Origin of the sequence: Sulfurifustis variabilis (assembly GCF_002355415.1) — a bacterium.
Classification (GTDB): domain Bacteria; phylum Pseudomonadota; class Gammaproteobacteria; order Acidiferrobacterales; family Sulfurifustaceae; genus Sulfurifustis; species Sulfurifustis variabilis.
Window position 1 is genome coordinate 1772179 of sequence record NZ_AP014936.1, and the last position, 17113, is coordinate 1789291.

11 protein-coding genes are annotated in these 17113 nt (G+C 67.7%); 9 read left to right on the top strand and 2 right to left on the bottom strand.

Going from position 1 to position 17113, the window contains the following annotated elements; all coding sequences use genetic code 11:
• Nucleotides 1-138: 138 nt before the first annotated feature.
• Nucleotides 139-3249, top strand: coding sequence for a phospholipase C/P1 nuclease family protein (locus SVA_RS08530; RefSeq protein ID WP_148665420.1), 3111 nt, complete (start codon nt 139-141; stop codon nt 3247-3249).
• A gap of 626 nt (nt 3250-3875) precedes the next feature.
• Nucleotides 3876-5006 carry a sensor histidine kinase gene (locus SVA_RS08535; RefSeq protein ID WP_096460827.1) on the top strand — a complete coding sequence of 377 codons (1131 nt, stop codon included), beginning with the start codon at nt 3876-3878 and terminating at the stop codon, nt 5004-5006.
• Nucleotides 5007-5054: 48 nt separating this feature from the next.
• Here SVA_RS08535 and SVA_RS08540 read toward each other — a convergent pair whose 3' ends face one another.
• Nucleotides 5055-5510 (bottom strand): hypothetical protein, encoded by a 456-nt coding sequence (locus SVA_RS08540; RefSeq protein ID WP_096460828.1) that lies wholly within the window; start codon nt 5508-5510, stop codon nt 5055-5057.
• A gap of 127 nt (nt 5511-5637) precedes the next feature.
• On the opposite strand from SVA_RS08540, the gene SVA_RS08545 reads away from it, so the two are divergent.
• From SVA_RS08545 to SVA_RS08555, 3 genes are all read left to right on the top strand, one after another.
• On the top strand, nt 5638-6225 hold the full coding sequence (locus tag SVA_RS08545; RefSeq protein ID WP_096460829.1) for a DUF302 domain-containing protein: 588 nt from the start codon (nt 5638-5640) through the stop codon (nt 6223-6225).
• Nucleotides 6225-6422 (top strand): DUF3330 domain-containing protein, encoded by a 198-nt coding sequence (locus SVA_RS08550; RefSeq protein WP_096460830.1) that lies wholly within the window; start codon nt 6225-6227, stop codon nt 6420-6422. Before SVA_RS08545 ends, SVA_RS08550 begins: the two co-directional genes overlap by 1 nt.
• A 129-nt stretch (nt 6423-6551) precedes the next feature.
• Nucleotides 6552-7271, top strand: a complete 720-nt coding sequence (locus SVA_RS08555) for an endonuclease/exonuclease/phosphatase family protein (RefSeq protein ID WP_096460831.1) — start codon at nt 6552-6554, stop codon at nt 7269-7271.
• Nucleotides 7272-7633: 362 nt separating this feature from the next.
• Here SVA_RS08555 and SVA_RS08560 read toward each other — a convergent pair whose 3' ends face one another.
• Nucleotides 7634-9499 carry an AsmA family protein gene (locus SVA_RS08560; RefSeq protein ID WP_096460832.1) on the bottom strand — a complete coding sequence of 622 codons (1866 nt, stop codon included), beginning with the start codon at nt 9497-9499 and terminating at the stop codon, nt 7634-7636.
• Nucleotides 9500-9661: 162 nt separating this feature from the next.
• Here SVA_RS08560 and SVA_RS08565 point away from each other — a divergent pair, with 162 nt between their 5' ends.
• The 4 genes from SVA_RS08565 to SVA_RS08580 all read left to right on the top strand — a co-directional run bounded on the left by SVA_RS08565 (nt 9662) and on the right by SVA_RS08580 (nt 17102).
• Nucleotides 9662-9988, top strand: coding sequence for a high-potential iron-sulfur protein (locus SVA_RS08565; RefSeq protein WP_148665421.1), 327 nt, complete (start codon nt 9662-9664; stop codon nt 9986-9988).
• 19 nt (nt 9989-10007) lie between these two features.
• Nucleotides 10008-10631, top strand: a complete 624-nt coding sequence (locus tag SVA_RS08570) for an HPF/RaiA family ribosome-associated protein (RefSeq protein WP_096460834.1) — start codon at nt 10008-10010, stop codon at nt 10629-10631.
• A gap of 64 nt (nt 10632-10695) precedes the next feature.
• Nucleotides 10696-12207, top strand: a complete 1512-nt coding sequence (locus SVA_RS08575) for an ATPase domain-containing protein (RefSeq protein WP_096460835.1) — start codon at nt 10696-10698, stop codon at nt 12205-12207.
• Entirely contained in the window at nt 12204-17102 is a 4899-nt protein-coding gene (locus SVA_RS08580) for a PAS domain S-box protein (protein ID WP_096460836.1), read from the top strand. The genes SVA_RS08575 and SVA_RS08580 overlap by 4 nt, the downstream gene beginning before the upstream one ends.
• Nucleotides 17103-17113: the final 11 nt, after the last annotated feature.

Below are 17113 nucleotides of genomic sequence, written 5' to 3' on the forward strand. Positions count from 1 at the left end.
ATCCTCGTTGGTTCACTTGGTTTAAGCCTCGCTGTTTCAGCTCATGCCTACGAACTCGCTACTCATGGACGTCTTACATACCACGCTTACTTGCAGTCTGTACTTGCCCAAGATGGTTCGATTCTGCAAGACCTCGGCTTGAAAGTAGAAAACCCACTAACGGACGAACCGTTTGAAACGGCATATTACGATTTTGCAGGGTTCGAAGTCAGAATTCGATACGCGGACCCATTTGAGTCTTCCGATGGCAAAATGCCCAATGAGGTCAAGTCGCTCTCCCTTCCCGGCTGGCTCCTCCGCGGTGCCATTCGCGAAGACGATGTCTTGAATCCCACCAACGGCCAGCCGCTCGATGATCCTTACAACACGGGCAGCAAGCTTGCCGACAATCGAGTGCTTAATCATTTTTACGATCCGGCGCACGACTGGCCGCTGAACGTGGGAGCCGTGCTCGGCAAGAAGGCCCCCGATTGGGCCGTCGGAGCGAAAGATATCTTCAGCCAACCTCACACCCCCGAACCTGGCCGGCGCAACCACTTCACGGTCTTTGATGCGCGGGAAGCAATGTATCGCGCGCTGACCGGTAGGGATAGAGAAGGCCAGGCGATCGCGAAGACCCAGGAAGAACGCAACAAGTACTGGGCCACAACATTCCGGGCGCTCGGTGACATCGTGCACCTGATCCAGGACATGGCCCAACCGCAACACACCCGAAACGACCCCCATGCCGGCATCGGCGGTCCCATCGGGGAAGCGGTGAGCGGCCACAAGAGCGTCTTCGAGGCATACATTGAAACGCGCGCCCTTGCCGCGATCTACGGAACGCCGAAAGGACAGAGCTTCACTGCCACGCCCCTCGACTACATTGGTACGGGGCTTGATGCGCCCGACGGCTACCCCGTTCCACGCTTCACCGACTATATCTCCTTCTTCACCACGCGCCACAAAGACAGCGACATCCACAAACGACAGGGCCTTGCCGACTACAGCAATCGCGGCTTCTTCTCGGCCGGAAGGAATCTTGATGCCTCCGACAGCGCCCTGTACGACTACCCCTCGAACAACCACCCTTCCTACCCACGCCGAACATTGACGGTGAATTGGGAGGGCAGGCCCCTCGACGACGAATCCAACGCGAAAGTGGAACTCCTCCTGGGCAGCGTCGCCGATTCGTTTTATTCCGGCGGAAGCCGCAGCTGTGTGTCTGCGAGCGATCCAGGCTGCATTGCACTAACTACGTACGGAGTCTGGGATCAGTTTCTGGAAGAAAAGACCTGGCCCTCGCGCTATACCCTCAACCGCTACAACTACGACGACCAGGCGAGCCTCCTTATCCCCCGGGCGGTGGCGTACAGCGCCGGTCTGATCGATTACTTTTTTCGCGGGCGACTTGAGCCGGAAGATGTCAGCTTCACGAGTGACGGCCTGCGGCTACGAATTAGAAATACCATTGACCTGGATCGTTACCCGGAGTGGGAGAACGAAGTGCTGCGTGCGCGGGACAGCCAGGACCGACCGGGTGTACTCGTACTTGTGTACGAGTACACGGATACGACCGGAACACGGCGTTTCGGAGAGCCGGCTCAGGTTGACATGGTGGCGGGGGACGATGTCCGGCCCGATCGCGTTTCGCGCGCGAGTTACTTGTTCCCGATCGCGATTCCCGCAGACGCGCGTGAAGTGAAATACCGGATCGTATTCCGTGGCCGTTTAGGCAGTGAAGACGACGCGATTGCCGTTGGGACAATGCAGCCGGTGACGGGCTTCCTCGTAACACCGAATTATCTTCCGACCGACGAAGTGCCGGGAAGGCGGATGGTGCAGCGATTGGGTGACGCATGGCGTGTGAGCGAGGAGATCGGGTTAGAGGCAGGCACCGTGGACTGGAAGGGATGGTACGTCGACGGGAAGCCCACCAAAGTGCTTTCGTGGGTCGGTCCAAGCAGCCGCTATTTCCCGGATGTCGACGACTTCTGGAGCAAAACCTACTCGTCGGAATTCTCGCCTCAGATATTCCGGGCTGGAAGGATTCATGCCGTGGCCCCCAAGGCGGTATTGGGCGCGGCGGTGTATTCCGATGCCGAGGGCAAGGATTGGATCGTCGCGGTCACTCAAGATGGTCATGCGGACGTCGTATACCGTCGGCCGAACCGGAGTAGCAATTCCGACGCGCTCCAATCAGAAGACGTGCCTGCGGGGTGGGAGGAAATCGGGCGGCTGGACAACAATGCCGAGGGGACGCGCATTACGCTTCCGGCCGATGTCCCCTGGTTTTTCAATGGCCCCGGAACCGAGGCGCAGACGATGCGGAAGTGGTGGGACACGTCCGACCCGATGTCGATACACCTGAAGCGTCTGAAACTCGTGATACAAGATGGCCGTGCCGTTTTCGAAGATCTCGGAAACCTGCCGGGCTTCAGCGGCCAAACGCAGTGCACTCAGAGCTACGATGAGTTCGGGGCCGGGTCGGCACGCCAGATCGCTCACTCCGCCGGGCAATATATTCTTGCTGTCGATTACAAAGACGAACGGGAGGTCTTTGCCATTCTGCGGCTCGACAGCGAAAGCGAGACTGAAACCCAGGTGACCGTCATCCACGATCATGAGCCCGACCGGCACGGTAGCGACCAGGAGTCGGGCGGAACGACTCGCCTCTCAAACCATCGCGAGACCCTGGTTCTGGATGGCGGTCAAGAGATTCCGGTGCTGACAACCGGGGGGCACCTTGTCACTACCTGGAGTCCAGACACCTTCAGCGCAATCAGTAGCGCTACATACGACCACAAGGAGATAACCTATTACCTTGACTTGCGTTACGACACGTACGCCTACACCTACTGGGGAGTGGACACCACTACGGAGCGGAACAGCGCGGGAGGGATGGTCACCGAAGTACACAAGGACGGCATTCAGATCCTGTCGTCTGCAGAACCGATAATCGATGTGCTGGGCCCACGTTCGAATCTTGCGACGTATCCGGCGGGCCCGAATGACCTCTGGAAGTTGCACTGCTCCGCATCGGTTACCGATTATGCCGGCGTCGGTGAACTGAATTTCGGCTGGCGTGTGAACGCTCTCGGTTCGTGGGCCGTGGATGCCGAGGGAAATCTGGCCGTCTCGCAGCGGTTCTACGATGGCAACTATTACTTGCTTGCGCCGCACAACCTGATCACTGGCGGTCGCCTCGAGTCGTTGTTGCCTGATGCACCTGCGGGGGCGAGCTTCAAGCCCGTAGGCGTTCTTCATTAGACCGCTATGTGCGATAGTCCCCGCCTGAGAGAGCACGAAGACTTCCCGACAAACGGTAAGCCGCAGCTACGTTTCCTCGCTCGGGCGCAACACGTTGGTTTCGCTTCAGGTTGGTCGGTAGTTGTCGACAAAGTTGACACTACTCGTCCCGTGGATACTGTGCCGTTCGGAGGAAACGGATTGACGGGGGAGCCGGGGGAGGAAGATATTCGGGTTCGGGGAACATAAAAACGAACTCACGATGCGCGCATTTCTTTTTGCCACGATCCTCCTGCTGTCTTTCGGCTCGTTTGCGGCGGAACCCATCAAGATCGACCAACCGCAGCCGCAGACCGATCAGGACTGCAAGTAGTCCCGAAAGGCAGAACTCCACTGGCCGTCATGTGACTCCGCTGGGTCGCTGACCGCCCATTTCAAGACGCCAGCCCTCACTCGGGCTCGAATTAAAGCAGCGACTGCTTCACCGACCGCCTCCCCGCGTTTGCCTGGACATCAACCCGTAAACGCGTGGCCGGCCGCGGACAGGTGATGACCCTCCGACAGCAATTCGGCGCGGAAAAAACCGTGGAGTAGTCGCGGTTGGATAGCGGTTGGGGTTGCCTCCGGGGGCCGTTATTCTGAGCGCGATGGCCTCGACGCAAATCGCGCAACGGGACGACCTCGCGCGGCTGCTCCGTGACGAGCGGGACTGGCTGCTCCGCGAATGGGAGCGCAAGGCCCGGCGCCTGCCGAAGGCGCGCGAGCTGAAGACCCCCTGGCTGCTCGATCACCTCCCGCTCCTCGTCGACGAGATGGCGCGCGAGCTGGACAAGCCCGGCGCGGTCCCGGCCGAGTCGCTGCGCAGCCCGTTCGAGCACGGCCGTCATCGGCTCGCGGCCGGCTTCGAGCTCTCCGAGGTGGTGGAGGAGTACCGCTACCTGCGGGAATGCATCTTTGCTCTCACCGAGCATCACGACCTGATACTGGTCGGCCCGGCGTGCGCGACCGTGAACTGCTTCATCGACACGTCGGTGAGCGCCAGCGTGCAGGCCTACATCCAGCAGCGCGACCAGGACGAGCGCCGGCGGCGCGAGGAGCACCTGTCGTTCATCGTGCACGACCTGCGGTCGCCGCTCAGCGCGATCTACCAGGGCACGGCGGTGATCGAGAAGGAGCTCGAGGGCCGTCCCGTGAGCGAACGCGCCCGGGCCATGCTGACGGCGGTGCGGCGGAACATCCAGCGCATGCAGGCGCTGATCGTGAAGGTGATGCAGGAAGAGGCGAACATCCGGACGGACGCGAATGTCGAGGTGAAGCGCCGGCCGAGCGAGCTTCGCGCGATCGTCGAGCACGCCGTCAAGACGCTGGAGCCGCTCGCCCGCAGCTCGGAGACGCGCGTGATCGACGACGTCCCGCGGGACATCTCGGTCGACGCCGACCCGGCGCTGCTCGAGCGCGTGTTTCAGAACCTCATCTCGAACGCCATCGACTACGCGCCGCGGGGGGAAGTGACGATCGGCGCGCGCGCGGACGCGTCGGACGCCGAATGCTGGGTCCGCGACAACGGACCGGGCATTCCCGAGGATCTCCGCGACAAGATCTTCGACAAGCACCATACGAACCCGCAGCGCCGCGGCGGCGTCGGGCTCGGCCTGGCGATCGTCAGGCAGATCGTCGAGGCGCACGGCGGCCGCGTCGACGTGGAGACGCAGGCGGGGAACGGCACGACGTTCCGCCTGGTCATCCCGCGCGACGGCGGGGCCGCGGCCTCTCGTTGATCCGCCGGCCCGCGCCGTCGCGACGATGCGGACGGCGCGGGCGGGCGTTCAAAGGTGGCGGGGTTGAGCGGCTCCCGGCGCGGGCGTCGGCGGCGGAGGCGATCGCAGTGCACGCAACACCATTGGATCGAGGTGCCAGCGTGCGGTGACGGCCGCACGGGCCCGAGCCTCGTCGTGCGCGGGCACGAACACCACGAACTCTCCGCCGTGCTCGCGCGCCCACGCGGCGAGCGCCTCGCAGCGACGCCGCAGCGAGGCCTCGCCGATGTCCCGGCTCGTCGCCACGACGCCGAGCAACGGCCCGCGGCGCCGCGGATGGCTCGCGCACAGGTCGGGCTGGAGCGGCACCTGCAATACGGGTACGACCAGCGCTTGCGGCCTGCGGAATCCCGCGCAGCCGCTGGCGCGTACTTCGAGCCAGCCGTCCGAGCGCAGCTGGTCGGCCGCGGCGCGCACGAGGCGCTCGCGTTCGGCACCCGCCGAAAGAGGGGAATGAGTCGGCATGATCGATTGTCCCGGGGAAGGGCAGGCCATTGTAGTCGAGCGCTTCTCGCGCAAAACCGTGCAAACGGCGCGAGCACTGCCGGGGGGAAAGCCAGTCTAACCGTTGGTCGGCCGGGATGGAGCGCTCATGATCTTTTTTAGAAATGTTCTCGCATCGATCGGTGCTGCGGCGCTCGCGCTGCTCCTCGTCGGCGGCGCCCGTCTCGCCGACGTCGAGGAGCGCATGAAGGACTTCGACCCGAAGGCGCGCGTCGTTTACGAGGAGATGGCGGACATCCTGATCGAGACGGGGAGCGCCGCGCAGGCCACCGTCTGGAAGATCGCCGTGGACGAGGGCCTCACGCCCGAGGACGTCGAGGAAGCCATGAAGAGCGCGGCGATCGAGCGCAACATTCTCGACGTCGGCGAGCTGCCGCTCTACAAGCAGGTCGAGGCGAGCAGCGGCGAACCGTACCGCTTCGTCAAGATCTACATGTTCTGCAACGCGCTCACCGCCAAGCGCATGATCGACTACGACGCGGCCTTCTCGGCCTATCTTCCGTGCCGCGTGACGCTGCTCGAGGAGCCGGACGGGAAGCTCTGGCTCTACACGCTCAACATGGACATGATGATCCACGGCGGCAAACCGCTGCCGCCGGATCTCTACGAGGAAGCCGTCGGCGTGCGGGACACGATCCTCGCGATCATGCAGCGCGGCGCCAAGGGGGCCTTCTGATGACGCAACCACCGGCCGACATGCCGCGCGAGATGCCGCAGGTCTCCTGCGCGATGTGCCGTCGCGAGATCCCGCGCTCCGCCGCGCAGAGCGCGGAAGGGCGCGACTACGTGCTGTACTTCTGCAGCCTCGGTTGCCGCGAGAGCTGGGAGAAGCAGGAACGCGATGCCAAGGGCGGGCGTCCGGAATCCGGCTAGGGCGAGCGCCGGCATCCGGACGTATCCCGGCGGAGGCCGCCCGGGAGCGGAACGGGCGCGCCTCCCGATAGCCCGTGAGCACGCGAGCGACGCGCGGCCGCCGCGATCGGCGATCTTCTGAACGGCCGTATGCGCTGCACCGCGGCCTCCTACAACATCCACCGCTGCATCGGGCAGGACGGGCGCCACGATCCCGAGCGGGTCGCGCGCGTGATCGAGGAGCTCGACACGGACGTGATCGGCCTTCAGGAGGTCGAGTCGCGCTTCGGAGGCTCGCTCGACATCCATCAGCTCAACTACCTCGCGGAGGAGACCGGCTTCTACGCCGTCGCGGGCAGCACCGTGCTGCGGCCCGACAGCCACTACGGCAACGCGCTGCTCACGCGCCACCTCATCCGCGAGGTCCGCACCTTCGACGTGAGCGTGCCGGACCGGGAGCCGCGCGGAATCCTCGACGTGGACATCGACGTGCACGGGCAGGCGCTGCGCGTGCTCGTCACGCACCTGGGCCTCGGGTCGAGGGAACGCAGCTATCAGACCAAGCTGCTGCTCGAGGCCGTGGCGGCGCATCGCGACGAGCCGGTCATCGTGCTGAGCGACTTCAACGAGTGGTTCCCCTGGCGCACCTCCCTGCGCTGGATGCACGCGCGCCTCGGCCGCCTTCCGGCGCTGAACACGTTTCCGGCGTTCCTGCCCGTCATGGCGCTCGACCGGATCTGGGTCGCGCCCCGGCGGAACTTCGTCTCGCTCGCGGTGCACCGCTCGCGGCTCGCGCGCATCGCCTCCGATCATCTGCCGCTGAAGGCGGTCGTCGAACTCGATCTGGAACGGAAGGGCGCGAAGGCGTGAGAGCGTGAGAGCGTGAGAGCGTGAGTGCGTGAGTGCGTGAGGGCGTGAGGGCGTGTGACCATGTCCCCTCTCCCGACCTCCCGACCTCACGTTCGTTTTCATCATCCCTCTCCCGACCTCCCGATCTCCCGTTCACTTCATCGGGGGCTCGATCGGGCCGGGCGGAACGCCGGGACCCGGAGGCACCGGCGAGGGACGGTCGGGCGGCTCGGGCGGCACGCCCGGGGGAGGCGTCTCGGGCGCGGGCCGCGGCGGCTGGCCGGGCGGCCCCGGTTTCGGCGGAGGCGGTGACGGCCGCGGCGGCCGTTGCGCGCGCCGGCTGGTCACGGACGGGGAGAGGCTCGTTCGCAGTCGGGAGTCGGTCATGGTTTCTTCCCGGCGGGGCGTGGTTTCCTGGACGGCAGGGCGCCCTGCAGCAGCGAGTCGCAGTCCGGATTCGCGGCAGTTCCGGGTTCGCTCAGCGGGATAAGCGCGGCGAAGGGCGACAGCAGCGCGCCCAGAGCGAGTGCCGCGGCACCCTTGGCCGCGAGCTTTCCGGCGTCCGGCTGCACGGACGGTTTGCGCAGCGGACCGGTGACGCGGATCGGCGCGCGTGCGGCGAGCACGCTGGCATCCTTGGGGTGAGCGCGCAGCGTGAGATTGAGCCGCTCCTGCGGCAGATCGATGTGACCGTCGACGATGAGTATCGAGTCGCGCGTGTCCACAACGAACGGGTGCGCCGTCCAGATGCCGTCGTCGGCGTTGAAGGCGATGAAGCCGCAGCGTATCGGCGTGCCGCCGGCCTCGGCGCCCTTCGCCATGAGCCATTCGCCCAGGTCGAGGCCCATGAGCTCCACCAGCGCCGCCTGTATCTCGCCGCCGCGCACCACGAAAAGGAGCTGGCCGTCCGACGACTCGAGGAGATCGGCCAGCGTGCGCCCGCGTCCGCGGAGGTCGATGCGCCCGCTCAGTCTCCCGGACAGATACTCCGCGGGAACGGCGCGGTCGAGCCGCAGATCCCGGATGTCGAGCTGAAGGGACGAGGAGGGCATGCGTTCCCGTCCATCGAGAACGAGGCTCCCCTGCAACGTGCCTCCCGCGACGCTGGCCTTCAACGGGTCGACCGTCAATCTGCCGCGATCGAGGCGCACGGCCAGCGTGATGTCGCGCACCGGCGGGGCCGGGCTCGCTTCCAGGCGCCCGACGCTCAGGTCCGCCTGGAGGTTGAGCTTGTGGAGCACCGCGGTTTCGATCGGAACCGCCGGTATCAGCCGCCGCTCCGGCGCGGGCTTCGGTTTCGGCCGGTCGGGCAGGTGCAGGCGGTCCGTGTGCAGCGTCGCATAGATCATGATCGGCACCTGGTCGGCATCGATCCGCAGGTCGCCGCGCACCTTTTGCGGGCCGATCTGCGCCTCGATGCCGTCGAACAGCCAATGGCCGCGATCGCGCGTGAGTCTCGCGGCGACCTCGACCGGCGCCGTGTGCGGGAAATCGACGACCGGAAGATCGTTGAGCGCGGCGAGATCGGGCCCGCGAAACGCGAGCTGCACGTCCGGCTTCGCCACCGTGCCGCTCGCCGACAACCGCGACTCCCCGAGCTCGATTTCCGCCTGCACGCGCCAGTCGTCGTTGCCCGACGTCGTCTCCTGGGCCGCTTGAACGCGAACGGCCAGGGGCTGGTCCTCGAAACGTCCCGTGCCCTGCAGCTCCAGCTCGCCCTCCGGGCCGAGATGCCCCGTCAGCTCCGCGATGCTGAGCTGGACGGACTGCTCGAGAGCCGCATCCCGATAGATCGCGTGGCCGTCGGTGACCTTGATCTCCTCGATCGCCGGGGGAGGGCCTTGTTCCTCCTCGTCCTTTCCGAGGTCCCAGTTCAACGTCCCGTCCTGCCTGCGCTCGACCAGGACACGCGGCTCGCTCAAGGCGACGCGCGGCAATCGGGTCTCGCCGCGCAGCAGCGCCACGAGGTCGAGCGAGGCCTCCAGCGCGCCGAGCACGAGCATCGGTTGCTCGGAGGCCCAGTCGGCGTTCGCGATCCGGACATCGCCGGCGCGCACGCGCGTCGTTCCCCGCAGGTCGAGATCCAGGTCGTCGGTCAGCGTCACCTCGCGGCCGAGTTGCGCACCGAGGTATGCCGCGATCGGACCCTTGAACCACGGCGTCTTCCAGTCGAGCAGGATCAGGAAGACGGCGAGGAGCGACAGGATCGCGACGACCGCCGTGAGCGTCCAGGACGCGGCGCGGATCACGGCGATTCCCGCGGTGTGCGGACGGCTAAGGCGACGGCGGGGCGGTGCACTCTCTGTTAGAGGGCCGAATTCCTGGACTGCTCAACCGTCGTCCGGAAGCGACGTTGTGCGTTCGGGAAGTGCTGTGCCACGCTTCCCCAACACGACACAAGGAGAAAGAGCGTGCGACGGAGAAGGGCGTTGCGTTATCTGCTCCTCGCTCCCCTGCTGGCGTCGGGGGCGGCGTGGCGCCCGGGCGTCTCGTTGGCGCAGGCGCAGGGACGGTGCGACGCGTCGGGTCTGTCGAAACAGGAGCGGCAACAGCGCGACGCGCTCGAGTACGTGGACCGCTCGCCGCATCCACGACAAACCTGCGGAAACTGCATGCACCTGCAGCCGACGCCGGCGAAGAACGGAGGCCCGTGCAAGGCCTGCAGCGTGCTGCCCGGGCCGGTGCACATGGAGGGCTGGTGCACCGCCTGGGTGGCGCGCATCGGCGGCGCCGGCTGATCCACTTCGGAGCGGAATCATGAAGCAGCCTCTCGAGCTCACCTTCCACGACGTCGACCGGTCCGCGTGGGTGGAGGATTACATCCGGCGGCGGGCGGAGCGCCTCGAGCGCCTCGCGGACGATATCATCTGGTGCCGCGTCGCCGTCGAGCAGCCGAGCCGTTCCCGCAACACGGGCAATCTCTACCGCGTCTCGATCGAGCTTTCGCTGCCGCCCAACAAGGATCTCGTCGCGGCGAAGGAGCGTCCGATCGACGACCCGCACATGCAGCTGCGCCCGCTGATCAAGAGCGCGTTCGAGGCGTTGGAGCGCCAGCTCAAGAAGACCGTCGAGCGGCGTCGCTACGACGTCAAGAGCCACGAAGAGCCGCCGCACGGGTTGGTGGCGCGCGTCTTTCCCAGGGAGGGTTACGGTTTCATCCGCAGCAGCGACGGCCGCGAGATCTACTTCAACCGGCGCGCCGTGCTGCACGACGGCTTCGAACGGCTCGCGATCGGAACCGAGGTCCGCTTCGTGGACGAGTCGGGCGAAGAGGGCCCGCAGGCGAGCAGCGTCCAGATCGTGTCGAAACGGGGACAGCGGGAGAGCGTCGAGGGCGGCTCCGCCGCGCCCGGTGCGGGTGGCGGCGGCGATACCTCCTGACCCCCGGCGCACTCCCTATTCCCCGGGCGTGGGTGTAGAGTGGCGCGATAAAAGCGGGGGTGCCATGGGGGAGACCGAGGGGTCGGCGGGCGGGGAACCGGTGCCGAGCAACCCAGGCTTGCCCTTGGCAGCAACGGGGATACCCGGGCTGGACGCGGCGTCGGGGGGAGGTTTTCCCCGCTGTCGGATGTATCTCCTGAGAGGCGGATCCGGGACGGGCAAGACGACCCTGGGCCTGCAGTTTCTGCTGGCCGGCCGCGAGGCGGGCGAGGAGTCGCTCTACCTGGGCCTGTCGGAGAGCCGCGACGAGATCGAAAGCATCGCCCGGTCGCATGACTGGTCGCTCGCCGGCATCCACATCCACGAGTACTCGATCGCCGATCAGCTCCGGGCGGAGACGCGCCAGACGATATTCAATGCGGCCGAGATCGAGTTGCCGGAGACGATGGCGGCGTTGCTCGAAGCAATGGACCGGGTGCGCCCGGCCCGGTGCGTGGTGGATTCGCTCGCGGAGCTGCGGCTGCTCGCGGACGACGCGCTGCGCTACCGGCGCCAGATACTGCTCCTCAAGGAGTACGTCGTGGTGAACAGGTGCACGGTGCTCCTGCTGGACGAACATCGCGGTCCCAACGACGTCGAGATCGAGAACCTGATGCACGGAGTGATCCTGCTCGACCACGAGGCGGCCCCGTACGGGCACGACCGTCGCCGGCTGCGCATCAAGAAGCTGCGCGGCCGGCGCTTCAGCGAGGGTTACCACGATTACCGGATCGCGACCGGCGGGATCAGCGTGTATCCGCGCATGACCCTGCCGGAAGGTCGTCCGGCCGCGAAAGTCGAAACGATGTCGACCGGCGTCGCTGCGCTGGATCGGCTGCTCGGCGGCGGCGTCGACCGCGGCGGCAGCCTGCTGCTGGTCGGGCCGGCGGGCACCGGGAAGTCGAGCGTCGCCGCGCGCGTCGCGGCGAGCGCGGCGGCGCGCGGCGAGGGCGTGGCCATTTACCTGTTCGACGAGAGCCGGGAGATGTTCCTCACGCGCTGCGCGGGGCTCGGATTGCCGCTGCCCGCGCTGGCGGAAACGGGCGCCGCGCTCGTGCGCGCCGTCGATCCGGCGGAGATGCCCTTCGGGGAGTTCGCGAACGAGCTTCGGCGCGCGGTCGATGCGGGCGCCCGCGTCGTGGTCATCGACACGCTGGTCGGTCTGCGCACCGCGATGCGGGAAGAACGCTTTCTTCCCTTGCAGCTCCGCGAGCTTCTCGCCTACCTCGCGCGCAGCCGCGTCGTCACGGTGCTCGTCGACCGGGAGATCGGCGGGGCGCGCGGGCCGCATTCCACCGACACGCTCAGCTATCTCGCGGACACCGTCGTCGCGTTCCGCTACTACGAGTGCGGCGGCGAGGTGCGGCCCGTGATCTCGGTCCTCAAGCGCCGTGCCGGCGAGCACGAGCACGCGATCCGCGAGCTTCGCATCGGCCCGCCGGAAGGCGTGGACCTCGGCCCGCCGCTCACCCGGCTGCGCGGCAGCGTGACGGGCGGTCCCGTCTGCGACGACCGCGACCCGGATCCCGCCGGATGAGCCTCCCCAAACAACAGGCGGCGACGCGAGCGACCGCCTTTGCCGAGGGCGAGCGCGTCCTGGTGCTCGCGCCGACGGGGCGGGACGCGCTCCTCGTGTGCACGTTCCTGGCGCAGGCCGGCATCCCGTCCAAGTCGTGCGACGACATGTCGCAACTGTGCGAGGAGCTGGACCAGCCGACGGGCGCCACGCTGATCGCCGAAGAGGCGCTGGGCGGCACGTCGCTGCGGCGCTTCACGGAGGCGCTGGCGCAGCAGCCGCCCTGGTCCGATCTCCCGATCCTGATCCTCACGAACGGCGGCGAAGACGGCGGCTGGCGGCGGCTCGCGATCCTCGACAGCATCGGCAACGCGACGCTGATCGAGCGCCCGGTGCGGATGGTCCACCTGATGAGCGCCGTGCAGACGGCCCTGCGCTCGCGCCGCCGGCAGTACGAGATGCGCGCGTACCTCGCCGAGCGCGAGACGCGGGAGCGCGCGGCGCGCGAGGCCGCTCGACTCGAGCAGGCGCTGCGGGCGCAGGCCACGGCCGCGCGGGAGGATCTCGAGCGCGTGGTCGCGAGCATCCGCGACGGCTTCATGATCGTCGACCGCGCCTGGCGCTTCACGTACGTGAACGAGCAGGCCGCCCGGTTCGCGGGCCTGCGGCCGGCCGACATGCTGGCCAAGAGCCTGTGGGAGCTGTTCCCCGACCGCATCGGCGGCAAGTTCTATCACGAGGCGCAGCGGGCGATGACGCAGCGGCAGGCGCTGAGCTTCGACCTCTACCATCCCGCGGCGCACCGCTGGTTCGAGTACCGGCTGTACCCGCAGCCGCAGGGGCTCGTCATCCTCGAGACCGACGTCACCGACCGCAAGCAGGCGGAGGAGCACCGGGCCCAGCTGGCCGCGGTGGTGGAGGCTTCCGCCAACGCGATCACCAGCCAGACGCTCGAGGGCATCATCACGAGCTGGAATCCCGGTGCCGAGCGCATGTACGGCTATACCGCCGACGAGGCGGTCGGCCGCTCTATATATATGACGATCCCGCCCGAGCTCACGGAGGAGATGGCCGAGCTTTACGCCCGCGTCCGGACCGGGGGCCGGGTAGAGCGCGCGGAGAGCGTTCGCCAGCGCAAGGACGGAACGACCCTCCCGGTGGCGGTCAGCCTGGCCCCGATCCGCGGCCGCGACGGGATGGTGGTGGCCCTGACGAGCGTCGAGACGGACATCGCGGAGCGCGTGCGCGTCGAGCAGGCGCTGCGGGACAGCGAGGACCGGTATCGCCGCCTGATCGAGCTCAGCCCCGCGGCGGTCTTCGTCCACCTCGAGAACCGCATCGTCTACGCGAATCCGGCCTCCCTGCATCTTTTCGGGGCGCGCGAGCCCAACGAGGTGCTGGGTCATTCGAAGATCGAGTTCGTGCACCCCGACTTCGTGCCGATCGTCGAGGGGCGCATCCGCAGGATGCGCGAGACCGGCGAGCCCAACGCCCCCATGGAGCAGAAATGGGTGCGGCGGGACGGAACCGTCATCGACGTCGAGGTCTCCGCGAGCCCGTTGCCGTGGAGCGGGCGGACGGCCGTGCAGGTCATCGCGCGCGACATCACGCTGCGCAAGCGCGCCGAGAACGCGCTGCGTGACAGCGAGATGCGCGAGCGGGCGCGCGCCCTCGAAATCCGGTCCCTGATGGAGGCGGTGCCGGCGGCGGTGCTGATCGCCGAGGACATCGAATGCCGCCGGATCACGGCGAACCGCGCGGGCTACGACCTCCTGCGGCTTCCGGTGGGCAGCAACACCTCGCTCAGCGCCGACGTCGACGCGCCGCGTCACTTCCGGGTCTTCACGGACGGTCGCGAGCTCCGGCCCGAGGAGCTGCCTGTCCAGCGGGCCGCCGCGACCGGAACGCCGATACGCGACGTCGAGGAGGAGATCGTTTTCGACGACGGCTCCCGCGTCTTTCTCCTCGGCAATGCCGTGCCGCTGTTCGACGAGACCGGGCGCCCGCGCGGCGCGGTCGCCGCGTTCGTGGATATCACGGCCCGCAAGCAGGCGGAGGAGGCGGTGCGCGCGAGCGAGGCGCGCTTCCGGCACATCTTCCAGTCGGCGGCCGTGGCGATTTTCGAGGACGACTTCCTGCCCGCATGGGAGATGCTTCAGGCCCTCAAGCGCGAGGGCGTGACGGACTTCCGGACCTATTTCCGCGAGCACCCGGATGCCGTGCAGCGCGCGGCGGAGCTCGTCCGGGTGAACGAAGCGAATCGCGAAGGCTGCGAGATCTGGCAGGCGGAAGACCGCCAGGACCTGCTCGGGCCGCTGGTCCGCCTCTTCGGAGCGGAGAGCGCCCCGGCGCTCGAGCGCTGTCTCGTGCAGCTCGCCGACGGGGCGGACTACATCGAGGAGGAAGCGGTCATCCGCACGCTGAAGGGCGAGCTTCGGGAAGTGCGTTGCGCGGTTGCGCTGCATTCGCACGAACCGGACGACCTGCGTCGCGTGCTGGTCACGTCCATCGACATCACGGCCCACAAGCACGCCGAGCGGGCCTTGCGCGCGAGCGAGGCGCGCTACCGCTACATCTTCGAGGCGGCCGCGCCGGGCATCATCGAGGTCGACGCCTCGCACCTGAAGCGGCTGCTCGACGGGCTCAAGACGAAGGGACCGCACACCCTCGAGGAGCGGCTCATGCGGTCCGACGACTTCCTGCGGCAGGCCGCGGCGTGGCTGCGCGTGGTTGCCGCGAACCCGCAGGCGATCGCGCTGTACGAGGCCGACGACATCGAGGCGCTCAATCCGCTGGCGCGCCTGTTCGAGCCGTCGACCCTGCGCATTTTCGGCGAGTGCGTGGAGCAGATCGCCGAGGGCGTGCGCTACTACGAAGGAGAGGGCAGCATCCTCACCGTGAAGGGCAACCGGCGCGAGGTGTTCCTGACCGTTTCGCTGCCGACCCAGCCCCAGGACTTCAGGCGCGTGCTCGTGACGCTGATGGACATGACCGAGCGCAAGCGCGCGGAAGAGTCGGTCCGGCGCAGCGAGGCGAACCTGGCGAAGGCGCAGGCCATCGCGCACGTCGGCAGCTGGGAATGGGAGATCGAGCGCAACGACATCACGTGCTCGGACGAGACCTACCGCATCCTCGGCCTCGAGCCGCAGTCCCGCGAGATGCGATTCCCGAACATCGTCGAGGCGGTCGTGCACCCGGACGACCGCGAGCGCGTAAAGGAGATCATCAGCGCCGCGCTGCGCCAGCCCCATCCCTGGTTCCTCGAGATTCGCCTGGTGCTGCCGGACGGCAGCGAGCGGGTCGCCTACCTGCGCGCGGAGGTCGTGTGCGAGGGCGACCGGCCCGTTCGCATGGTCGGCACGCTACAGGACATCACCGAGCGCAAGCTCGTCGAGGAGGCGTTGCGTTTCAGCGAGTCGCGCTTCCGGGCGGCGCTGCAGGGCGTGCCGATCGTCGTGTCGCAGCAGGACCGCGAGCTGCGCTACACCTGGATCCACAAGCCGCTGCCCGGCTACACCGTCGACCGCGTGATCGGCCGGCGCGACACCGACGTGCTCGAACGGCGCGAGGAGGCCGAGGCGCTCGAGGCCTTCAAGCGGCACGTGATCCACACGGGCGTCGCCGCGCGGCGCAAGTTCAGGCTCCACCTGGAAGGCGCGCCGCGCGAGCTCGACGTCATCGCCGAACCGCTGCGCAGCGGGCACGGCGACGTGGTCGGCGTCACCTGCGCCGCGGTCGACATCACCGAGCACACCGAGCTGCAGGATCAGCTCCGTCGCCAGGCGGAGCAGCTCGCGCGCATGGACAGCCGCAAGAACGAGTTCCTCGCGATGCTCGCGCACGAGCTGCGCAACCCGCTCGCGCCGATACACAACGCCGTGCACGTCCTCAAGATCCAGCCCGATCCGCCGGATCGCCGGCACCTGCAGTGGGCCCTCGACGTCATCGCCCGACAGGTGCAGCACCTCGCGCGCCTGGTGGACGACCTGCTCGACATCGCGCGCATCACCCACGGCCGGATCCGCCTCCAGCGGGAGCTGGTCGACCTGCACACGCTGCTGGCGCAGGCGGTCGAGGCGGCACGGCCGACGATGACCCAGCGGCGCCACGCCCTCGTCTACGCGCCGCCGTCGGAGCCGATCGTGCTCGAGGCGGACCCGACGCGGCTGGTGCAGATCGTCGGGAACCTGCTTGGCAACGCCGGACGCTACACGCCGCCCGGGGGCCGCATCGACGTGGCCGCGCGCCGCGAGGGCAGCGAGGCCGTCATCACGGTCCGCGACAACGGCATCGGCATCGCCGCCGAGGCGCTCCCGCACATCTTCGATCTCTTCAGCCAGGCCGGCCGCTCCACGGACGACCGCCAGGGCGGACTGGGGCTGGGACTTGCGCTCGTGCATCGGCTCGTCGAGCTGCACGGCGGCAGCGTGTCGGCGGCGAGCGCGGGGACGGGGAAGGGCAGCACGTTCACCGTACGACTGCCGGTGCTCCCCGAAGCGCGGGAGGCCCCCGCGGGCTACCCGGCGCAGCAACCCGTGCGCGACCGCCGCGGGATGCGCATTCTCGTCGTGGACGACAACCCGGACGTCGCGCAGTCCCTGGCCGTGCTGCTCGACGTCCTCGGCCATCGCGTGGAGGCGGTCAACGACGGCGGCTCGGTCCTGCCCGCGATCGAGCGGTGCAACCCCGACGTGGTGTTCCTCGACATCGGCCTGCCCGACATGGACGGCTACGAGGTGGCGCGCCGCATCCGCGCGGCCTATCCGACGCGCGCCCTGCGCGTGGTCGCGCTGACCGGCTATGGACAGGAGGAGGTGCGCCGGCGCGTACAGTCGGCCGGCTTCGACGCCCACCTGCTGAAACCGGCAAGCGTGGAGTCCCTGGAGACGCTGCTCGCCTCGTTCCGATTGCAGTAATCGCCCGCAAA